General features: G+C 72.3%; 19 protein-coding genes and 1 riboswitch. Of the genes, 5 read left to right on the top strand and 14 right to left on the bottom strand.

Annotated elements, in window-relative coordinates; all coding sequences use genetic code 11:
* Nucleotides 1-65: 65 nt before the first annotated feature.
* The gene (locus ACZ4M5_RS20335) at nt 66-218 is read right to left on the bottom strand and encodes an SCO1431 family membrane protein (RefSeq protein WP_398110748.1); all 153 of its coding nucleotides are present in this window, start codon (nt 216-218) and stop codon (nt 66-68) included.
* Between the two features lie 91 nt (nt 219-309).
* Nucleotides 310-1,686 carry a peptidase C39 family protein gene (locus tag ACZ4M5_RS20330; protein WP_467738663.1) on the bottom strand — a complete coding sequence of 459 codons (1,377 nt, stop codon included), beginning with the start codon at nt 1,684-1,686 and terminating at the stop codon, nt 310-312.
* 195 nt (nt 1,687-1,881) lie between these two features.
* Here ACZ4M5_RS20330 and ACZ4M5_RS20325 point away from each other — a divergent pair, with 195 nt between their 5' ends.
* The gene (locus tag ACZ4M5_RS20325; RefSeq protein ID WP_467738661.1) at nt 1,882-2,538 is read left to right on the top strand and encodes a uridine kinase family protein; all 657 of its coding nucleotides are present in this window, start codon (nt 1,882-1,884) and stop codon (nt 2,536-2,538) included.
* A gap of 430 nt (nt 2,539-2,968) precedes the next feature.
* Nucleotides 2,969-4,831 (top strand): AAA family ATPase, encoded by a 1,863-nt coding sequence (locus ACZ4M5_RS20320; RefSeq protein ID WP_467738659.1) that lies wholly within the window; start codon nt 2,969-2,971, stop codon nt 4,829-4,831.
* 51 nt (nt 4,832-4,882) lie between these two features.
* On the opposite strand, the gene ACZ4M5_RS20315 is transcribed toward ACZ4M5_RS20320, so the two are convergent.
* The 10 genes from ACZ4M5_RS20315 to ACZ4M5_RS20270 all read right to left on the bottom strand — a co-directional run bounded on the left by ACZ4M5_RS20315 (nt 4,883) and on the right by ACZ4M5_RS20270 (nt 14,153).
* On the bottom strand, nt 4,883-5,959 hold the full coding sequence (locus ACZ4M5_RS20315) for a hemolysin family protein (RefSeq protein WP_467738657.1): 1,077 nt from the start codon (nt 5,957-5,959) through the stop codon (nt 4,883-4,885).
* Entirely contained in the window at nt 5,956-7,287 is a 1,332-nt protein-coding gene (locus ACZ4M5_RS20310; protein WP_467738655.1) for a hemolysin family protein, read from the bottom strand. Before ACZ4M5_RS20310 ends, ACZ4M5_RS20315 begins: the two co-directional genes overlap by 4 nt.
* Nucleotides 7,288-7,535: 248 nt before the next feature.
* Nucleotides 7,536-7,991, bottom strand: a complete 456-nt coding sequence (locus tag ACZ4M5_RS20305) for a PH domain-containing protein (RefSeq protein WP_369197507.1) — start codon at nt 7,989-7,991, stop codon at nt 7,536-7,538.
* Nucleotides 7,992-8,004: 13 nt separating this feature from the next.
* Nucleotides 8,005-8,853, bottom strand: a complete 849-nt coding sequence (gene hisG / locus ACZ4M5_RS20300) for an ATP phosphoribosyltransferase (RefSeq protein ID WP_467738652.1) — start codon at nt 8,851-8,853, stop codon at nt 8,005-8,007.
* Between the two features lie 45 nt (nt 8,854-8,898).
* Nucleotides 8,899-9,171: a phosphoribosyl-ATP diphosphatase gene (locus ACZ4M5_RS20295; RefSeq protein WP_028423093.1), complete on the bottom strand. Its 273-nt coding sequence runs from the start codon at nt 9,169-9,171 to the stop codon at nt 8,899-8,901.
* Nucleotides 9,172-9,205: 34 nt separating this feature from the next.
* On the bottom strand, nt 9,206-9,691 hold the full coding sequence (gene ribH, locus ACZ4M5_RS20290) for a 6,7-dimethyl-8-ribityllumazine synthase (RefSeq protein WP_467738649.1): 486 nt from the start codon (nt 9,689-9,691) through the stop codon (nt 9,206-9,208).
* Nucleotides 9,692-9,711: 20 nt separating this feature from the next.
* On the bottom strand, nt 9,712-11,004 hold the full coding sequence (locus ACZ4M5_RS20285; RefSeq protein ID WP_467738647.1) for a bifunctional 3,4-dihydroxy-2-butanone-4-phosphate synthase/GTP cyclohydrolase II: 1,293 nt from the start codon (nt 11,002-11,004) through the stop codon (nt 9,712-9,714).
* Nucleotides 11,001-11,642, bottom strand: coding sequence for a nicotinamide mononucleotide transporter family protein (locus ACZ4M5_RS20280; protein WP_467738645.1), 642 nt, complete (start codon nt 11,640-11,642; stop codon nt 11,001-11,003). The genes ACZ4M5_RS20285 and ACZ4M5_RS20280 overlap by 4 nt, the downstream gene beginning before the upstream one ends.
* The gene (locus ACZ4M5_RS20275; RefSeq protein WP_467738643.1) at nt 11,639-12,247 is read right to left on the bottom strand and encodes a riboflavin synthase; all 609 of its coding nucleotides are present in this window, start codon (nt 12,245-12,247) and stop codon (nt 11,639-11,641) included. Before ACZ4M5_RS20275 ends, ACZ4M5_RS20280 begins: the two co-directional genes overlap by 4 nt.
* 145 nt (nt 12,248-12,392) lie before the next feature.
* Nucleotides 12,393-12,523: riboswitch (FMN riboswitch) on the bottom strand.
* Nucleotides 12,524-12,881: 358 nt separating this feature from the next.
* A complete protein-coding gene (locus ACZ4M5_RS20270; protein WP_467738641.1) occupies nt 12,882-14,153 on the bottom strand; it encodes an ROK family transcriptional regulator in 1,272 nt (423 codons plus the stop codon).
* A 134-nt stretch (nt 14,154-14,287) separates the two neighbouring features.
* Here ACZ4M5_RS20270 and ACZ4M5_RS20265 point away from each other — a divergent pair, with 134 nt between their 5' ends.
* The 3 genes from ACZ4M5_RS20265 (at nt 14,288) to ACZ4M5_RS20255 (ending at nt 18,028) form a co-directional block, all read left to right on the top strand.
* Nucleotides 14,288-15,493 carry an MFS transporter gene (locus ACZ4M5_RS20265; RefSeq protein ID WP_467738639.1) on the top strand — a complete coding sequence of 402 codons (1,206 nt, stop codon included), beginning with the start codon at nt 14,288-14,290 and terminating at the stop codon, nt 15,491-15,493.
* 343 nt (nt 15,494-15,836) lie between these two features.
* On the top strand, nt 15,837-17,216 hold the full coding sequence (locus ACZ4M5_RS20260; protein ID WP_467738637.1) for a uracil-xanthine permease family protein: 1,380 nt from the start codon (nt 15,837-15,839) through the stop codon (nt 17,214-17,216).
* A 98-nt stretch (nt 17,217-17,314) separates the two neighbouring features.
* Nucleotides 17,315-18,028, top strand: coding sequence for a DUF5995 family protein (locus tag ACZ4M5_RS20255; RefSeq protein ID WP_467738635.1), 714 nt, complete (start codon nt 17,315-17,317; stop codon nt 18,026-18,028).
* On the opposite strand, the gene ACZ4M5_RS20250 is transcribed toward ACZ4M5_RS20255, so the two are convergent.
* Nucleotides 18,025-19,722, bottom strand: coding sequence for a flavin monoamine oxidase family protein (locus tag ACZ4M5_RS20250; RefSeq protein ID WP_467738633.1), 1,698 nt, complete (start codon nt 19,720-19,722; stop codon nt 18,025-18,027). The two genes, ACZ4M5_RS20255 and ACZ4M5_RS20250, sit on opposite strands and share 4 nt — an antisense overlap.
* Nucleotides 19,723-19,769: 47 nt before the next feature.
* Entirely contained in the window at nt 19,770-20,558 is a 789-nt protein-coding gene (locus ACZ4M5_RS20245) for a carbon-nitrogen hydrolase family protein (RefSeq protein ID WP_467738631.1), read from the bottom strand.
* Nucleotides 20,559-20,861: the final 303 nt, after the last annotated feature.

Here is a 20,861-nt window from a genome sequence, read left to right as displayed (position 1 = left end):
GGTCTCACGGGCGGGGGCGGGACCTCCGCAGTATGGCAGGCCCCACACCCCGTCCGTGGGTCAGGTCACAGCAGCCCGAGCTGGGTCACGAGCATCGCGACGACCACGACCAGGGCCCAGCCCATGACATGCTCGACGATCTTCGGTCCGTCCTCCCGCGGGCCGCCGGTGCGGGCGCGCGGGGCGGAGGTGGAGGCGGTGGCGGAGTGCGCGGTCATGGTGTCTCGCTGGTTCGGTGGTGCGGTCGGACATCCCCCCGAGCTGCGTCCACCTTGCCACTTTGGGTGGCTTTTGCGGCCGAGACCTTGGTCACACGCGCACGCCCACGGCGTTCAGCGCCCTGCGCTGGGCGGTGGTCGGACGCGCCGGGAAGTACAGGTAGCAGACGCCGCCGGTGCCGGAGGCGACCTTGCCGGAGGCGTTGTACCGCTTGGTCCGCAGCCAGATGTTCTCGAACTCGCGTCGCCGGTAGACGCGCCGCACGGCCTCGTTGCTCTCCGACGCGGGGTCGTTGGCGATCACGTCGCCGTCCGCGGTGAAGCCGATGACCGTCATCAGGTGCCCGGCGGTGCCGTACCCGGCGCCGGTCAGCTCCTCCTTCAGGAAGGACTGTGACGTGATGGCCGGGACCCCGGCCGCGATCAGGGTCTCCAGGTCGGTCAGTGAGGCGAGCCGGGTGACGACGCCCCGGAGGTCCTTGAACGTCGCGGCGTAGGCGGCGTTGAAGGGCCAGTTGCCGCAGCCCGCGTACTGGTGGTCGTAGGTGTATCTGGCCGCGTGGCAGACCTGCGGGTCGGCGAAGGACGGGTCCACCCAGGCCAGTTGGGCCGGGGTGAGCCGGCCGCCCCAGTACTCGACGATCATCTGCGAGGACGTGGGGCTGCACCAGGCCTCGCCGCCGTTGTCGTACTCGGGGTACTGGCCCTTGTGGATCTCCTGCGAGTACCGCGGGACGGTCAGTTCCCTGGCGAGGCCGGGCGTGGAGGCCGGGACGGTGAACCGGTCGGGCACGTCGGAGCCCATGGCACCGAGCCGCCACACGGTGGGCGTGGCCGTGCCGCCCGGCTTGCGGTACAGGGTCAGGCGGAGCCGGTAGGCGGCCAGGCGCAGGCCCGTGGACGGGTCGTCGACGGCCAGGGTGTCGGTCCAGACGGTGCTGCGGCCGTCGCTCTGGTCGTCGACCGAGGTGCGCCGGATGTCCCGGTCGCCGGCGGCCCAGCGGCCCATCACGTACCAGGGGGTGCTGGTGCCGTCGGAGTAGGTGCCCTTGAGCTCGGCCTGGATCCAGGTGCCGGCCGGGGTGCGGGCGTTCCAGGAGACGATCGCCTCGGTCGCGGGGACGGTGAGCCGGTGGGTGGGCGAGGTCCAGGTGCCGTACTCCCAGCGGGCGGTGACACCCGTGTGCGGATCGGTGTAGGAGGTGGCCCCCGCCGGCTTCGCGATCTCCACGCCGGGGTGGGTGCCCGCGACGGCCCGCGTGCCCTTGGCCGTGCCGCTGCTCCAGTCCCGGTGGGAGAACCAGGCCCGGTTGTCGACGGTGCCCGGGAGCGCCCGGGTGGGATCCGCTGTGTCGGTGGTCATGCCGTTCTCGGGGTCGGCGGCCGCCGGGCCCGTGCTCGCCGCGACGGCGGCGGCGACCGCGGCGGCCAGGACGGTCCTGCGGGACGGATGTTCGGCTCTGCTCATGGCGGGGACCCCCGGATGTCGGAGTCGGGCAGGAGAGGGCAGGTCCGTGGCACGGTCGGTGAACACACGTGTGTGGGCCACATATGAGCACAGCACGCCGGACACTGCCAGCACTTCGACGCGCGCCGCGCCCACCAATATTGGCGTCGACCAGTGGCACCCGCCCCGGGCCGCGTCGCTAGAGTGCTGCGCGAGATGAACGCCTCCTTCCGCCCCGCGCCCGGACCCGAGGTCCGGCACCTGGCCGCCCGGATCGTCCGCCTGTCCCCCTCCTGCGGCCCGGTCCGGCTGGTCGGCGTCGACGGGCACGCCGGCTCCGGGAAGACCACGTTCGCCGGGCACTTGGCGGCGGCCCTCGGCGGGGCCCCGGTCCTGCGCCTGGACGACATCGCCAGCCACGAGGAGCTGTTCGCCTGGACGGAGCGCCTGCACCGGCAGGTGATCGAACCGCTCGCACAGGGCCGGACCGCCCACTACGCCCCCTATGACTGGCGGGCCCGCCGCTTCGGTCCGGTGCGCCCACTGCCCCCGGCACCGGTGGTACTGCTGGAGGGCGTCGGCGCGGGACGCCGGGCCGTACGGCCGCATCTGGCGCTGCTGCTGTGGATGGACGTGCCGCGCGAGGAGGCCTGGGCGCGGGGGCGCTCGCGGGACGGGGAGGAGCAGCGCGCGTTCTGGGACGGGTGGGTCCCGGCGGAGCGGGAGCATCTCGCACAGGATCCCTCGCGGCCCTTCGCCGACCTCCTGGTGCGCGGGCGGGAGACGGGATACGAGGTGCTGGAGGGGCCTGCGGCAAGACCTGGACCGGACCAGTTTTTCACAGAGGGTGACGGACCACCCGCTGTGTGCTGAACTTGTGAAGAGCCGTGCGATTCAACTTTCCGGAGTGCCTCAACTCGGCTTGACCGGGGGGCCGTACAGGTCTTACGTTTCCCATGTGCGGCCCAGCGGGCCGCCCGCAGACGCGAAGCCCCCGGTTGTTCCCCCGTGATCGGGGGCTTCGTTCTGCCCTCTCCCGGTTTCCCGGCCCTCCCTGACGCGTTCGATGCTCACCCTCGGTCACCGTCCGCCCGGCCGGCGCAGCGGCTCCCACCTCGCCGGAAGGGCCTTCGAGGCCCTCTACGGAGGCGCGTCCCCCGACGGTACGATGCCCTCGTCGCGACCTGCGGACGGTCGCTTCGCACGGCGCAACTCCGGTCCGTGGCACAGCGGTTCGAGTGGGCAGTCGGCCGGGGGACGGCTCGTTGGCATACCGACGGGGGCACGGTTCGTGGGGGACGGGATGGACTTCGGCACGCGGGGCCCTCAGGCCCCGGCCGACCTCGCCTGGCTGCGAGGCGTCGACGCCTGCACGATGGGTGCCTATCCGCAGGCGGAGGAGGAGTTCCGCGCCGCCGTGCGCATGGACCCGGGGATGGCCGACGGCTGGCTCGGGCTGCACGCGCTGCGCGTCGACACCTCGACCGCCCTGCTGCGGATGTTCCGCCATCGCGAGCGCTTCGGGGAGCAACGCGCACGCTACCGGCGCGCCCTCAACTCCTGGTACTGGCTCGGCTGGTGGGTGCAGCCGGTGCTGGAGAGCCCGCGCGACCTGCTGCTCGCGCACGCCTCCCACTGGCTGGACGGCCGGCACGTCCCCGAACTGGACCGGGCGCTGGCGGGACTGCCGCCCGTGGACACCGACCACCAGGTCCGCTTCCTGCACGCCTGCCGTGCCTACCTGGTCAAGGACTGGGAGCAGCTGGTCCGTCACACCGACCCGCTCCTGGACGATCCCCTGCTCGGCATCGAGGCCGGCCTGTTCGGCGGTATGGCGCGGGTCCGGCTGGAGATGTACGGCCAGGCCGAACCGCTGCTGTCCGCCGCGCTGATGCGCTGCCGCAGCGAGCAGCCACAGCGCAAGGAACTGCGCTACTGGCTGGCCCGGGCGCACGAGGGCACCGGCCGCAGCGCCGCCGCACTCCCCCTGTACCGGGCCGTGCACCGCGTGGACCCGGCGTTCATGGACACCTCGGCCCGGCTCGCCGCGATCGCCGAGGGCGACGGCTTCGACGAGTCGGCCGACCTCGCGGCGATCGCCCTCGCCGGCACGGGACAGGACAGCGTGGACGGGCCGGACGGGTTCGACGCGTTCTTCGGCACGGAGGGGCGCGACCTGCGGCTGCCCGACCCCGAGCCGCCCCTGTCCGTCCCCCTGCCGCCGGTGACCGGGCCGTCGGTCCGTGAGCGGACCGGGCCGGCTCCGTCCCTGCCCACCGGTCCCACCGATCCCGCCCTGCTGGAGGAGGCCCTGGCGCAGCTCGAGCGCATGGTGGGTCTGGAGCCGGTCAAACGCCAGGTCAAGGCGTTGTCCGCGCAGCTCAACATGGCCCGGCTGCGGGCCGGGCAGGGCCTTCCGGTGCAGCCGCCGAAACGCCACTTCGTCTTCTCCGGCCCCTCCGGTACCGGCAAGACCACCGTCGCCCGCATCCTGGGCCGGGTCTTCTACGCCCTCGGACTGCTCGGCGGGGACCACCTGGTGGAGGCGCAGCGCGCGGATCTGGTCGGCGAGTACCTCGGGCAGACGGCCGTGAAGGCCAACGAGCTGATCGACTCCGCGCTCGGCGGCGTGCTCTTCGTAGACGAGGCCTACGCGCTGTCCAACTCGGGCTACGGCAAGGGCGACGCCTACGGCGACGAGGCGCTGCAGGTGCTGCTGAAGCGGGCGGAGGACAACCGGGACCACCTGGTGGTGATCCTGGCCGGCTACCCGGAGGGCATGGACCGCCTGCTCGCCGCGAACCCCGGATTGTCGTCCCGGTTCACCACCCGTGTCGACTTCCCGTCCTACCGGCCTCTCGAACTCACCGAGATCGGCAAGGTGCTCGCGGCGGAGAACGGGGACGTGTGGGACGAGGAGGCCCTCGACGAGCTGCGGTCCATCGCCGGGCACGTGGTGGACCAGGGCTGGATCGACGAGCTGGGTAACGGGCGGTTCCTGCGGACGCTCTACGAGAAGAGCTGCGCTTACCGCGACCTGCGGCTGTCGGTGTATCCCGGTGTCCTGGGCCGTGAGGACCTGGCCACCTTGAGGCTGCCGGACCTGATGCAGGCGTACGGGGAGGTGCTGTCCGGGCGGGGGCCGCAGGATGCGCCCGGACTGTGACGGTCCCCGTGCGGCGTCGAGGCCGGGCTTCGACGCCGCACGGGCCGGGCTCTAGGTGGCCAGTACCTCCTCGCCCGACCTGGGTTCGGTCAGCCGCACCTCGTGGACCTGGCGGTGTGCGGGGTCGCGCACCTCCCCGACGAGCAGTTCCAGCACGTCCTCCAGGGCGACCAGGCCCAGGACCCTGCCGGACTTGTCGACGACCTGCGCCAGGTGGGTCGCCGCCCGGCGCATCACCGTCAGGGCGTCGTCCAGCGGCAGTTCCGGCCGCAGGGTCGTCATGGGCCGCCACAGCTGCTGCGGCACGGCCCGGTCGGAGTCCTCCAGGTCGAGGACGTCCTTGACGTGCAGGTAGCCCATGAAGGCGCCGGTGTCCGCGGCGACCGGGAACCGCGAGTAGCCCGTCCGGGCCGTCAGCTCGACGATACGGCCGGGCGTGACCGACGGGCTGACCGTCACCAGGGACTCGCGCCCCAGCAGGACGTCCGTCACCGGGCGGGAGCCCAGCTCCAGGGCGTCCTCCAGGCGCTCGGCCTCCTCCGGGTCCAGCAGGCCGGCCTGGCCGGCGTCCTCCACCAGCCGGTTGAGCTGCTCGCTGGTGAAGACGGCCTCGACCTCGTCCTTGGGCTCGACGCGGAAGAGTCGCAGGATCCCTTGGGAGACGGCGCCGAGGGCGAAGGTGATGGGCTTGCAGAAGCGGGCGAACCACACCAGACCGGGGCTGAGCCACAGCGCGGCCTTCTCGGGGGCCGCCATGGCCAGGTTCTTCGGCACCATCTCGCCGATGACGAGGTGGAAGAAGACCACCGTCGCGAGGGCGATGACGTACCCGAGCGGGTGGATCATCGCGTGCGGCAGGTGGATCCAGGCGAAGACGGGCTCCAGCAGGTGCGCCACCGTCGGCTCGGCGACCGCGCCCAGGGTCAGGGAGCAGATCGTGATGCCGAACTGCGCCGCGGCCATCATCTGCGGCAACCGCTCCAGGCCGTGCAGGACCTGCCGGGAGCGGGCGGTGCCGAGCGGTTCGATCTGGCTTCGCCGCACGGAGACGAGTGCGAACTCGGCGCCGACGAAGAAGCCGTTGGCGAGCACGAGGAGGCCCGCGAAGGCCAGTTGCAGCACGCTCATCGGACGACCTCCGCCACGGCGACGGGAGCGGTTCGCACCAGCCGCACCCGCTCGGCGCGGTAGTGGCCGACCTGGCGCACGGACAGCCGCCAGCCCGGCAGCTCGGCCTTGTCGCCGACGGCCGGGATCCGGCCCAGCAGGTCGGCGACCAGGCCCGCGACCGTCTCGTACGGGCCCTCGGGCACGTCGAGGCCGATGCGCTGCAGGACGTCGACCCGGCAGCTGCCGTCGACGTCCCAGGCGGGCCTGCCGTCCTCGGGCGGCGCGGAGGCCAGTTCGGGCAGGTCGTGCCCGTCGTGCTCGTCGCGGACCTCGCCGACGATCTCCTCGACGATGTCCTCCAGCGTGACGACGCCGGCGGTGCCGCCGTACTCGTCGACGACGACCGCGATGGGCTGCTCGCTGCGCAGCCGCGTCAGCAGCGGCCGGACCGGCAGCGTCTCGGGGACGAGCAGCGCCGGGCGGGCGATGCGCCCGACGGGGGTGCGCAGGCGGTCCTGGACGCCGACGGCCAGGGCGTCCTTGAGGTGGACCATGCCGACGACCTCGTCGATCCGTTCCCGGTAGACGGGGAAGCGGGACAGGCCGGTGGCGCGGGTCAGGTTGACCACGTCCTCGGCGGTGGCCGAGGACTGCAGGGCGCTCACCTTCACGCGCGGGGTCATCACATGCTGCGCGGTCAGCTCGCCCAGGGAGAGGGTGCGCACGAACAGGTCGGCGGTGTCCTGCTCCAGGGCGCCGGCCCGGGCCGAGTGGCGGGCCAGGGAGACGAGCTCCCCGGGGGTGCGGGCGGAGGCCAGCTCCTCGGTGGGTTCGATGCCCAGGGCGCGCACGAGCCGGTTGGCGACGGCGTTGAGGCCGGCGATGACCGGGCGGAACAGCCGGGCGAAGACATGCTGCGGGCCCGCGACGAACCGCGCGACCTGCAGCGGCCGGGACACCGCCCAGTTCTTGGGCAGCAGTTCGCCGATCACCATCTGCACGGCGGAGGCCAGCAGCATGCCGACGACGACCGTGACCCCGGAGACGGCCCCCTCGGGGATGCCGATCGAGGTGAACGGTCCGTGCAGCAGCTCGGCCAGCGCCGGTTCGGCGAGCATGCCGACGACGAGCGAGGTGATGGTGATGCCGAGCTGGGTGCCGGAGAGCTGGAAGGACAGTTCCTTGAGCGATTCGACGACGCGGTGGGCGCGCCGGTCGCCCTCGGCGGCGGCCTTCTCGGCCTCGGGCCGTTCGACCGTGACGAGTCCGAACTCGGCCGCCACGAAGAATCCGTTGGCGAGAATCAGCAGGAACGCGGCTGCGAGGAGCAGCAGGGGGGTGGTCATGATGCCGCCGCCCGGGCACGGACGCGGACACGGTCCGCGCTATGTCGGCAGGGGGCGGCGCAGGTACTGCAGGACGATCCGTCCATCGCCGGAGGGAGTCACTCCTCGGTTAGCAGGAGCCCTCTGCGCACCGGTCGGGGCAGCAGGGGCGGAGGCGCGTCCGTCGCGCCTCCGCCACCAGATTAATCAAGACACGGGCCGGTGCGGCAGTGGCGGCCGGCGTGACAATCATCCGGTTCTGCTCCGGTTCAGCCCCGGTGGGGCTCGCCGTCCGCGGTGGAACGGGCCTCGACCAGGGCCCGCAGGGCCCGGGCGTCGGCGATGGCGCGCTGCCGGGCCAGGCCCGGCTGGATGCCGAGGGCGGGCAGGCTGGTGCCGTCGCTGAGGTTGAGGAACACCCACGCGTCGCCGGGCCGGAGGGTCACCTGAAGGATCTCGGCCCACTCCAGCCGGCGCTTGTTCGTGAGGTTCACCACGGTGACGCCGTCCTCGTCGGCGACGACCTTGGGCCGCGCCAGCAGCAGCAGGACGGCGTCCAGCAGCAGGGCCGTGACGACGAAGCTGAGCCGCTCGGCGGGGCTGAGCTGCTTCAGCAGCATCGCGACGGCCGTGATCACCACGAAGATCGCCACGGCGGCGGTGAGCAGCACTGCACGGGTGCTGCCCGGCCGGAAGGTGACCGGGAGGGCGGGAAGCTCGGACATGGACGTACGCCCCTCAGAGACGGCAGGCGTGGATGGCCGTGGTCAGGATGGCCCGGGCGCCGATGTCGTACAGGTCGTCCATGATCCGCTGGGCGTCCTTGGCGGGGACCATGGCCCGGACGGCGACCCAGCCCTCGTTGTGCAGCGGGGAGACGGTCGGCGACTCCAGGCCCGGGGTGAGGGCGACGGCCTTCTCCAGCTGCTCGACGCGGCAGTCGTAGTCCATCATCACGTAGGTCCGGGCGACCAGGACGCCCTGGAGGCGGCGCAGGAACTGCTGGACCTTGGGGTCGTCGGCGTCGGCGCCGGTGCGGCGGATCACCACGGCCTCGGACTGCATGATCGGCTCGCCGGCGATCTCCAGGCCCGCGTTGCGCAGCGAGGTGCCGGTCTCGACGACGTCGGCGATGACCTGGGCGACGCCGAGCTGGATGGCGGTCTCGACGGCGCCGTCGAGGTGGACGACGGAGGCGTCGATGCCGTGCTCGGCGAGGTGGCCGGCGACGATCCCCTCGTAGGAGGTGGCGACGGTCTTGCCGGCCAGGTCGGCCAGGCCGCTCATGGTGCCGGGCTTGGCGGCGTAGTGGAACGTGGAGCGGGCGAAGCCGAGAGGGAGGATCTCCTCGGCCTCGGCGCCGGAGTCGATCAGCAGGTCCCGGCCGGTGAGGCCGATGTCCAGCTGGCCGGAGGCGACGTAGATCGCGATGTCGCGGGGGCGGAGGTAGAAGAACTCGACGTCGTTGGCCGGGTCGACGATCCGCAGTTCCTTGGACTCGCGGCGCTGCCGGTAGCCGGCCTCATGCAGCATCTCCGCCGCAGGTCCTGAGAGGGAACCCTTGTTGGGGACGGCGATGCGCAGCATGAGGTCGGCTTCCTTTGCGTGGGGTCGGGCGGGAACGGGTGCGGCTTACAGGTGGGCGTAGACGTCGTCGAGGCTGATGCCGCGGGCGACCATCATCACCTGGACGTGGTACAGCAGCTGCGAGATCTCCTCGGCGGCCGCCTCCTTGCCCTCGTACTCGGCGGCCATCCACACCTCGGCGGCCTCCTCGACGACCTTCTTGCCGATGGCGTGGACGCCCTTCCCGACGAGCTCGGCGGTGCGGGAGGAGGCGGGGTCGCCGTGGGCGGCCTTGTGCTGGAGCTCGGTGAACAGCTCCTCGAACGTCTTCTTGGACATGGTGACGCTCAGCCTATGCCACACGTGCCCTTCGTCAGCGCCAGGGTTCGGATACTGAACGCAGGGTGGCCGCGGTGGCCACCGCGGCCGTGACCGCCTCGTGCCCCTTGTCCTCGCTGGAGCCCTCGATCCCGGCGCGGTCCAGGGCCTGCTGCTCGGTGTCGCAGGTGAGCACACCGAAGCCGACGGGGACGCCGGTGTCGACGGACACCTGGGTGAGGCCCTGCGTCACGCCCTGGCACACAAAGTCGAAGTGGGGCGTCCCGCCGCGGATGACGACGCCGAGGGCGACGATCGCGTCGTAGCCGCGGCCCGCGAGGACCTTGGCGACGACCGGGAGCTCCCAGCTGCCGGGGACCCTGAGCAGGGTCGGTTCGTCGATGCCCAGGTCGTGCAGGGCGCGCAGAGCGCCGTCGACCAGACCGTCCATCACCTTCTCGTGCCACTGCGCCGCGATGACGGCGACCCGCAGGTCCCCCACATTGCGTACGGACAGTTCCGGTGCACCCTTGCCGCTCACGTCTCTCCCTGTGTGCTCTGTTACTGGTTGCCGCAGGCCGGCACGGTGGTCGTGTCGAGCCAGGGCAGGTCGTGGCCCATCCGGTCCCGCTTGGTGCGCAGGTAGCGGAGGTTGTGCTCACCGGCGCTGACCGGCATCGGAACGCGCGCCTTGACGACGATGCCGTGCCGGGTGAGCGCGTCGGTCTTGTCGGGGTTGTTGGTCAGCAGCCGGACGCTGCGCACGCCGAGGTCGGCGAGGATCTGCGCGCCCGCGCCGTAGTCCCGGGCGTCGGCGGGCAGGCCGAGTTCGAGGTTGGCGTCGAGGGTGTCGCGGCCGCGCTCCTGCAGTTCGTAGGCGCGCAGCTTGGACATCAGGCCGATGCCGCGGCCCTCGTGTCCGCGCAGGTAGACCACCACGCCGCGGCCCTCGTCCTGGATGCGGGCCAGGGAGGCGTCGAGCTGGGGGCCGCAGTCGCAGCGGGCCGAGCCGAAGACGTCCCCGGTGAGGCACTCGGAGTGGACGCGGACGAGGACGTCCTGGCCGTCGCCGATCTCGCCGTGCACCAGGGCGACGTGCTCGACGCCGTCCGCCGTGGAGCGGTAGCCGTGCGCCGTGAAGGTGCCGTGGGCGGTGGGCAGCCGGGTGGTGGCCTCGCGGCGGACGGTGGGCTCGCTGCCCCGGCGGTAGGCGATCAGGTCCTCGATGGAGATGATCGTCAGGCCGTGCTTGCGGGCGAAGGGGACCAGCTCGGGCAGGCGCAGCATGCGCCCGTCCTCGCCGGCGATCTCGACGATGGCGCCGGCCGGGCGCAGGCCCGCGAGGCGGGCGAGGTCGACGGCGGCCTCGGTGTGGCCGTTGCGGGTGAGGACGCCGCCGGGCCGGGCGCGCAGCGGGAAGATGTGGCCGGGGCGGACGAAGTCGCCGGGCCCGGACACCCCGTCGGCGAGCAGCCGGAGGGTGGTGGCGCGGTCGGCGGCGGAGATGCCGGTGCTCACGCCGTGTGCGGCGGAGGCGTCGACGGAGACCGTGAACGCGGTCTTCATCGACTCGGTGTTGTCCTCGACCATCTGCGGGAGTTCGAGCCGGTCCAGCTCGTCGCCCTCCATGGGGGCGCAGATCAGGCCGCGGCACTCGCTCATCATGAAGGCGACGATCTCGGGGGTCGCCTTCTCGGCCGCGATGACGAGGTCGCCCTCGTTCTCCCGGTCCTCGTCGTCGACGACCACGACGGGGCGGCCCGCGGCGATGTCGGCCACGGCCTGCTCGACGGGGTCGAGCGCGAGGTCCTCGAACTCGCCGTCGGCGCTGTACAGGATCGGTGCCGTGCTCATGCCGGCGCTCCTTCCAGGGTGGGCCGCGCGGCCTGACGCGAGCGCAGCCACCAGTCGCGCATGCCCCACAGGACGAGCGCGCCGTAGATGACGTAGACGAAGCCGGAGAAGGCGTAGCCGTTGGCGAAGTTGAGGGGGACGCCGACGAGGTCGACGAGCAGCCAGGCGAACCAGAACTCGACCATGCCGCGCGCCTGGGCGTACATGGCGACGACGGTGCCGACGAAGATGTAGGCGTCCGGCCAGGGGTCCCACGAGAGGGTCGGGTACGCGGTGAACAGCAGCGCCACCGCGACGGTGCCGGCGGCGGCCGCCGCGGCCATCGTGCCCCGCTCGCGCCAGGTGGCGAACCGTACGGCGATGTGGCCGTCCCCGCCCTGTCCCCTGCCGCGCTGCCACTGCCACCAGCCGTACAGGGCGACGATCATGACGACCGCCTGCTTGCCCGCGCTTCCGGTGAGGTGGCCGAAGAACGCGCCGAAGAGGATGAGGCCGGCCAGGAACTGCACGGGCCAGGTCCAGATGGAGCGCCGCCAGCCGAGGGCGAGGGCCGCGAGGCCGAAGAGGTTGCCGATCATGTCGGACCAGAGGATGTGCTGGCCGAAGAGGACGAACGCCTCGGTGTTCAGGGTGTTCACGCGGCTGCCCCCCGGGCGCGGTCGCCGAGCATCCGCTCGACGTACTTGGCGATGACGTCGACCTCGAGGTTGACCGGGTCGCCGGGCTGCTTGTGGCCGAGCGTGGTCAGGTCGAGGGTGGTCGGGATGAGGCTGACCGTGAAGTGGTCGGGGGCGGCGTCGACGACGGTGAGGCTGATGCCGTCGACGGTGATGGAGCCCTTCTCGACGACGTACCGGGTGAGGTCGGCGGGCAGGGAGATCTTCACGATCTCCCAGTTCTCCGAGGGCGTGCGCTCCAGGATCTCGCCGGTGCCGTCGACGTGGCCCTGCACGATGTGGCCCCCGAGGCGGTCGCCGACGGCCATGGGGCGTTCGAGGTTGACGCGGGAGCCGGCTCGCAGGGCCCCGAGACTGGAGCGGTTCAGGGTCTCGGCCATGACGTCGGCCGTGAACTCGTCGCCCTCGTGGTCGACGACCGTGAGGCAGACGCCGTTGACGGCGATGGAGTCCCCGTGCTTGGCGCCTTGGGTGACGAGGGGGCCGCGCAGGCGGAAGCGACAGGCGTCGTCGAGGGTCTCGACGGCGGTGACCTCGCCCAGCTCTTCGACGATTCCGGTGAACACTTCCCGGGTCCTCCTGCCTCTTCGGGCACGGACTCCGGGGCTGTCGATGACGACAGATGACACGAACGGGAACACCGGGGACGACGCCGGACGGAGTCCGTCCTCAGGACGGACCGCTCGGGCGGCGCGCACGGATGCCCGCTCGCCGCGCACTGCCTCCCATCCGGACTTTAACCGTCGGTCCAGGAATTTCACCTGGTCAACCGGTCGCTGGAGGCGACCGGGTCGCGGACTGTAACCGCCGGTTCGGACTTTCACCGACCCCGGAGTGCGCTGCTGTTGATACAGGGACCAGTGTGCCACGCCCGATCGGCGTACAGGGAGGTGGGGGGTGTGGGTTGCCTCACAGAACGTGCCGCCCCGCTTCCCCGGCGCGGCGGGCGCCGTAACTCCCGCACCCGCCGGGACTCTTGACGGGCCCCGCCGTCCCGCACCTATTGACGCAATGGTCTAGTCCTTTCTAGGGTCGTCGCAGGGTCGGCAGTCGGTCGGCACTCCCCACGAACCGGCCCGGCGGCGGTGACGACGGCCCTTGCCCGCCGTCGGGCCTTCCCACGTCCCCTTCGCGGACGCGCATGTCACATCCGGGGGGTGCTGTCCTGTCCCGCGTGCCCCTGGCCCCTCTGGCCCGCACCTACCTCGAGGCGGATGACCGCTCCCCGGGGGTGAACAGCTCCTCCTGAGCGCGGTCGCGAGCCGTCAGGAGGGCGCCGCGAAGGACCGCGGCGCCGCCCAGCGTGGTCGGCCGGACCTCCGTCCGCAGCGGTGTCATCCGGGCGAGCCGGTCCTGCACACGGGCCGCGAGCGCCTCGCCGCCGGCCTGGCCGATCTCACCGCCCAGCACCACGCAGCCGGGGTCCAGGACCGCCACGACCGAGGCGGCTCCGACGGCGATCCGGTCGGCCAGGGCCTCGAGGAACCGGGCGGAGGCGGCCGGAGCGGACTGCGCCGCGGTGACCGCGCCCCCGGCCTCGGACCCCTCGTGCCGTACGTCCTCGACCGCCGCCCGCACCAGGCCCGCCGCCGTCCGTGCCACCTCCGCGGGCGGCTCCTCCTGCCCCGGCTCCGACGGCACCCCGTACTCCGCCGCGAGTCGCACCACCGCCGCCGAGGAGGCCAGGGAGTGGAAGCCCCCCTCGCAGTCGGTCGACGACGGCAGCGCGCCGGTACCCGGCACCGGGAGGAAGCCGATCTCCCCGGTGCCGCCGGAGGCACCGCGGCGCAGGGCGCCGTCGAGGACGACGGCCGCGCCCGTCCCGTGGCCCAGCCAGAGCAGCACGAAGGTGTCCCGGTCCCGGGCGGCGCCGTCGCGCTGCTCGGCCAGGGCCGCGAGGTTGGTCTCGTTCTCCACGCTGACGCGGGTCTCGGGCAGTCGCTCCTGGAGGGCGGTGGCCAGGCGGCGGTGCCACGCCGGCAGCCCGGTGGAGTCGCGCAGTTCGCCACTGGCCGGGTCGATCAGACCGGGCGCGCCGATCCCGACGGTGTGCAGACGTTCCGCCCCGGCCTCCTTCACCACGCGCTCCACGAGCGAGACGGCCTGCTCCACGGCCGGCCCCGTCCCCGTGTCGCCCCCGATGGGCACCGCGGCCTCGGCCAGGACCCGCCCGAGCAGGTCCGCGACCGTCACGGCGACGCCCTCGGTGCGGACGTCGAGCGCGGCCAGGTGGGCCCGGTCGGCGACGATGCCGTACACCCTGGCGTTGGGTCCGCGGCGCTGCTCCCCCGCCTCGCCCACGACCGAGATCAGCCCGGCGGCGGTGAGGCGTTCGACGAGGTCGGCGACGGTCGGCCGGGACAGGCCGGTCAGCTGCTTCAACTGCCCTGCCGTCAACGGGCCTTCCTGCTGCAGCAGGCGCAGCGCGAGCCGGTCGTTGATGGCCCGGGCGGTGCTCGGGGATGCGGGCATGCCGGGGATCCTCCCAGATCGGCGGCGACCGTCGGCCGGGGTGCGCCGGAAACCCTCTTATTATCAGGCAGGGTTCCTGATAGTTTACGCCTCCACGACATGAGCGCGGCAGCGAACCGGAGGGGGACCGCAGAATGGGCAACGTGGTCGACGAACTGCGCGAGGTGAAGCGGTCCCGGTACGCCGTGGCCGCGGTCTTCGCGGTGCACGGCGCCGTCACCGGTTCGTTCGCCACCCGCGTGCCGTGGATCCAGGACCACGCCGGTGTGAGCGCCGGGCAGTTGGGCATCGCGCTCGCCTTCCCCGCGCTGGGCGCCTCGGTCGCGATGCCGCTGGCCGGCAGCATCAGTCACCGCTTCGGTGCCCGCAACGCGCTGCGCGGCCTGATCGCCCTGTGGACGCTGGCGCTGGTCCTGCCGTCCCTCGCCCCGAACCTGCTGACGCTGTGTCTGGCCCTGTTCGTGTACGGCGCCACGGCGGGCATGGCCGACGTGGCGATGAACGCGCTGGGCGTCGAGGTCGAGAACCGTCTCGGCCGGTCCATCATGTCCGGCCTGCACGGCATGTGGAGCGCGGGTGCCCTGGTGGGGTCGGCGGCCGGCACGCTGGCCGCGCACCTCGGTGCGGACGCCCGGGTGCACCACGTCCTGGCCGCCGCGGTCCTCACCGCCGCCGGTGTGCTGTCCTGCCAGTGGGTGCTCGACCTGCAGCCCGCCGAGGACGAGGAGCCGCCGCCGCGTTTCGCCCTGCCGCCCCGTTCCGCGCTGCTCATCGGCGCGATCGGCTTCTGCGCGGTGTTCGCCGAGGGCGCGAGCCTGGACTGGTCGGCGGTGTACCTCCGGGAGCAGCTGGAGACCTCGGCCGGCCTCGCCGCCGCGTGCACCACGGGCTTCACCCTCACCATGGCGGTGGCCCGCATCGCCGGCGACAGGGTCGTGGACCGCTTCGGGGCCGTGCGGACGGTGCGGGCGAGCGGTGTGTTCGCCGTGCTGGGCGGGCTGCTGATCGTGGTCGCCGACCACCCGGCGGTGGCGATGGGCGGGTTCGCGCTGATGGGACTGGGCATCGCCGTCGTCGTGCCGCTGTGCTTCGCGGCCGCGGGCCGCAGCGGCTCCAACCCGAGCCTGGCCATCGCCGGCGTCGCGACCATCACGTACACCTCGGGGCTCATCGCGCCGAGCGCGATCGGCATGCTGGCCCAGGCGACCAGCCTGATGGTGTCGTTCTGCCTGGTGACGGCGCTGTCGTGCGGTCTGGTGGCGTTCGCGGGGGTGCTGCGCCCCGGTGAGCGGACCAAGGTCGGACGGCGGGAGGCGGCCGTTCCGGACCCGCGCCCCTAGGTCGTGTCCGCAAAGTCCCGTCGTTCGCCCGGAGGGCGGGCCCCGCGGCGTCTGGTGCGTGCTCTCGGCGTGCCGGGCGGAGTCCCTCGTACTGGATCGTACTTGGGGCTTCGTCCGGTGCGGCGAGAGTGCGTGCCAGGCGTCGCGGGGCAGGCGGGACTTTGCGGACACGACCTAGGCCGGCCGGCCCGCGCGGTACGGCCCCGCCGGGTCACGCCGGCCGCAGGCGCCCACCGGCCCGTGCCGACACGGACCGTCCAGGTCAGCCCCGGTCACGGCCGCTCCCGGCGCACCCCGACAATGGTCCGGACACTCGCACGCACGACGAAAGCGAAACCGCACCATGGATCTCGGCGTCCGCTGGAAAGTACACGGCGACGGCAAGGTACCGGCGCCCGGCGCCGTGGTCCGCCCCGACGAGCGGCTCTCCTGGCCCCGCACGGCCGGGCTGGGCGCCCAGCACGTGGTGGCCATGTTCGGGGCGTCGTTCGTGGCCCCGGTGCTGATGGGTCTGGACCCCAACCTCGCGATCATGATGTCGGGCGTCGCGACCGTGGTGTTCCTGCTGGCCACCCGCGGCCGCGTGCCCAGCTACCTCGGGTGCTCGCTGTCCTTCGTCGGCGTGGCGGCCGTGATCCGCGCGCAGGGCGGCAGCAGCGCGACCGTCACCGGCGCGGTCTTCGTCGTGGGCGGCGCGCTGTTCCTGGTGGGGCTCGCCGTGCGGCGGTTCGGTGCGCGCATCATCCACGTGGCGATGCCGCCGATCGTCACGGGCGCGGTGGTGATGCTGATCGGCTTCAACCTGGCCCCGGTGACGGCGTCGACGTACTGGCCGCAGGACCAGTGGACGGCGCTGCTGGTCATGCTGTTCACCGGCCTCGCGGTCGTCTGCCTGCGCGGATTCTGGTCGCGCATCGCGATCTTCCTCGGGCTGGTCTTCGGGTACGGCATCTCCTGGGTCTTCGACCTCGTCTTCGGGAAGATCCACTCGGCGGACGGCAGCGGCAAGGTCACCGACCACTGGCGGCTGGACCTGTCCGGCGTGGGCCAGGCCGACTGGATCGGGCTGCCGACGCTGCACGGCCCGTCCTTCGAGTGGTCGGCGATCCTGGTCGCGCTGCCGGTCGTCATCGCCCTGGTCGCCGAGAACGCCGGGCACGTGAAGGCGGTCGGCGAGATGACCGGGGACTCGCTGGACGACAAGCTGGGCACGGCGATCGCGGCCGACGGCGTCGGCTCGATGCTGTCGACCGCGGTCGGCGGCCCGCCCACCACCACGTACTCCGAGAACATCGGCGTGATGGCCGCGACCCGCGTCTACTCGACGGCCGCGTACTGGGCCGCCGCCGGCTTCGCCCTGCTGTTCGGCCTCTGCCCCAAGTTCGGCGCGGTCGTGGCGGCGATCCCGGGCGGGGTGCTGGGGGGCATCACCGTCATCCTGTACGGCATGATCGGCCTGCTCGGCGCACAGATCTGGATCAACGCCGGGGTGGATCTGCGCAATCCGCTGAACCTCGTCCCCGCGGCGGCGGGCATCATCATCGGCGTCGGCAACGTGTCGCTGGAGTTCACGGACACGTTCTCGCTGAGCGGCATCGCGCTCGGCACGCTCGTGGTGATCACCGGCTACCACGCCCTGCGTGCCTTCGCCCCGGCCCACCTCAAGACGCAGCAGCCCCTGCTCGACGAGGGCACGTCCTCCTACGGCGACGCCAAGTCGTAGACCGCCGGGTCGTGCGGCGCCCAGCCGCGTTCCCCCGTTTCGGGGAAGCGCCGGGCCCGCCGGTACTGCCGCCGACCCGGAGCTGGGACTCTGCCCGCATGCCGCGATGCGAACCACTCCCCCCAGCTGTGGACACCCCGGTCGACGCAGTCATCCACCGGATGCGCGCGCTCGACACGGCCCTGCACCCGCGCGACGGCGTGGCGGTCTTCAACCGCGTCTACCTCGCCGTGACACAGGAGGTCGACCGCCACGTCGACACCGGGCGGTTCACCGACCGGCACGCGGCCATCACGCTGGACGTGCGGTTCGCGCGGCGGTATCTCGACGCCGTAGAGGCGGCCTTGGACGAGCGGCGCCCACCGGCCTGCTGGCGGCCGCTGTTCCAGTTCCGCCGCCACCCCGGGGTGCGGCCGCTGCAGTTCGCGCTGGCGGGCATCAACGCGCACATCGGGCACGATCTCGCGCTGGCCGTCGTGGACACCTGCCGTGCGCTCGGCTGCGCCCCGGCCGAGCTGGAGGACGAGTTCGAGGCGGTGGGCGATCTCCTCGTCTCGCTGGAGGAGCGCATCCGCGAGGACCTGATGCCGGGCCCCGACCTCCTCCAGATCGCCGACCCGCTGACGCACCTGCTCGGCTCCTGGAGCCTGGACCGCGCGCGGGACGCCACCTGGACGGCGGCCCGCGCACTGTGGGCGCTGCGGGAACTCCCCGACGTGGCCGGGGAGTTCAGCGACCGTCTGGACACGGCGGTGGGCTTCGCGGGACGCATGCTGCTCACGCCCCTCGACCTGCCCGCGCGGTGGTGCTAGTCCTCCGGCAGTTCCACCGGCGCGATCTCGTCGTAGAGGTCGCCGGGGCCCGGGTTGGTCGGGTCGGTCTCGCCGCCGAAGTGGTGCATGACGCCCCAGACCGCGTTGAGGGCGGTCTGGATCGCGCCCTCGGCCCAGCCGGCCGTCCAGGAGATGTCGTCGCCGGCGAGGAAGATGCCGCGCTTGTCCTCGGGCAGCCGGTCCTGCATGAAGTGCGTGAACAGGCGCCGCTGATAGCGATAGTGGCCGGGGAGGTTGGCCTTGAACGCGCCCATGAAGTAGGGCTCGTTCTCCCAGGAGACCGTCACCGGGTTGCCGATGATGTGCTTGCGGATGTCGACCTTGGGATAGATCTCGCCGAGGGACTTCAGCATGACCTCCATCCGCTCGTTCGCGGACAGCGGCAGCCACTTCAGGCTGTCGTCGCACCAGGTGTACGACAGGCAGATGACGGCGGGCTTGTCGGGGCCGTCGTCGAGCAGGTACGTACCGCGCGTCATGCGGTCGGTGAGCGTCATCGACATGACGTCCCGCCCGGTCTCCTCGTCCTTGTCCAGCCAGAACGGCCGGTCGACGGGCACGAACAGCTTCGAGGACTCCATGTAGTGGGTGCGCTCGATCGCGGTCCAGTGGTCGATCGGGAAGAGCGAGTCGTCGCAGGCGATCTTCGACAGCAGCATCCAGGACTGGGCGGTGAAGATCGCCGCCTGATAGGTGCGGATGTCGCCGCGTGCGTCCGTCACCGTGATCCGGTTTCCGGCCGTGCGGTGCAGCCGGGTGACGGCCGGGCGGGGCTCGCCGCCCTCGTGCAGGGTCGCCAGCGAGGTGCCGAGCGGCCAGTGGACGATCTTCTGCGGCTCACGCTCCCACAGGCGCAGCGGCAGCTGCTGGGAGCCGCCCACGATGCCGCGGTGGTGGTCGTCGGCCTCGGTGTAGACGACGCGGAGGATCTCCAGGATGGAGTTGGGGAAGTCGGTGTCCCAGCCGCCCGTGCCGAAGCCGACCTGGCCGAAGATCTCCCGGTGCCGGAAGGACTTGAACGCCTCGGAGTCGCACAGGAAGCCGTAGAAGGTCTGGTTGTCGAGCTTCTCGACGAGCTGGGACCAGATCTCGCGGATGCGCGGCACGTCCCGCTCGCGCAGGGCGCGGTTCATGTCGGAGAAGTCGGCGCCCTCCTCCAGGCACCGGCCCCAGGCCTCGGCGACGTCCCGGTAGACCTGCGGCAGGTCGTCGATGGTCTGGGCGTAGTGCGACTCGCCCTTGAGGTCGACGACGGTCGAGGGGGTCGTCTCGGCCAGCGGGTTGGGGAACGGACGCGTCTGAAGGCCCACGAGGTCGATGTAGTGCTGCAGGGCCGTCGAGGACGGCGGGAAGCGCATGGCGCCCATCTCGGCGGTGAGCGACTCGTCGCACCCCTCGAAACCGACGGTGCGCAGCCGCCCGCCGATCTGGTCGGCCTCGTACACGACCGGCTTGAGGCCCATCTTCATCAGCTCGTACGCGGCGACGATGCCGGACAGCCCGCCGCCGATGACCGCGACCTCGGTGCCGTGCTCGGTCGCGGGGATCTGCCCGAGACCGGCCGGGTGGGCGAGGTAGTCGTCGTACGCGTACGGGAAGTCCGGGCCGAACATGGTGATCGGCGGCTGCTGCGCGTCTGCGTGCTCGACGGCGTTGGGCACGGTGGACGTCATGGGGTACGGACTCCTTGCACGGGGACGAACGGGCGGTTCAGGGGGTGTCAGACGAGCGGCCGGTACAGGCCGGGCCGCCGGTCGCTCAGATACGGGTTGGCCTCGCGGGAGGCGGCGACGAAGGCGGGGTCGACGTCGGCGAGGACGAGGTCCTCACCGCGGCCGGCCCGGGTGCGGGCGATCCCGTCGGGGCCGGCGAGCGTCGACAGGCCCACGAACTCGAACTCTTCCTCGCGGCCGACCCGGTTGACGTACGCGACGTACATCTGGTTCTCGAAGGCCCGCACCGGGATCATCGACTCGGCGACGAACTGGAACGGGTGCATCTGCGCGGTCGGCACGATCAGCAGGTCGGTGCCGGCCAGGGCGTGGGCGCGGACGTTCTCCGGGAACTCCACGTCGTAGCAGATGAGGATGCCGACGCGCACGCCGTCGATCTCGGCCTGGACGACCGGCTGCTCGCCGGGGGTGAAGTGGTCGCGCTCGAAGCAGCCGAAGAGGTGGGTCTTGCGGTAGTTCGCGAGCCGGGTGCCGTCGGCGGAGATCAGCTGGGCGGAGTTGAACACCGTGTCGCCGGCGCGCTCGGGGTAGCCGTAGGCGATGGCCAGGCCGTGGTGCGTCGCGATCTCCGCGATCGCGTCCGCGCAGTCGCCGTCGGCGGGTTCGGCGAGCCGGCCGATGTCGTCACCGATCGCGTAGCCGGTCAGGAACATCTCCGCCGTGACGAGCAGCCCGGCGCCCGCGGCGGCGGCCCGGCCCGCGGCCTCGTCGAGGACCTTGAGGTTCTCGACGGTCGAGCCGGGGCGGCCGGAGCTCTGGAGCAGGGCGGTGCGCATGCGTGTTCCTCACCGGACGGAGGGGTGGTCGAAGGGCCCACGAGGTCGTTGGAGGGGCCACGTAGACCGTACGGGCGGCTGACCAGGGGGGACAAGAAGGAGCCGTTGCGCGCTGCTGAACGGTTCGTTGCGTGCGTCCCGGGCCGGACGGCGATTCGTTGCGCGACCCGGGGAGGAGCCCGGGTCGTCCTGGGAGTCGAGGGCCGTCCCGTCCTCCCCGCCGTGCGGCGGAGACCGGGTCCCGCCCTGGGTGCGACGACCCGGCGGGCGCGGACCGGGAGAGTGAACACCGTCCACACGACC

The sequence above is a fragment of the Streptomyces sp. NPDC026246 genome (genome assembly GCF_055567995.1).
The sequence above is the reverse complement of the archived record's forward strand: the minus strand, read 5'-3'. Positions and strand labels throughout refer to the sequence as shown.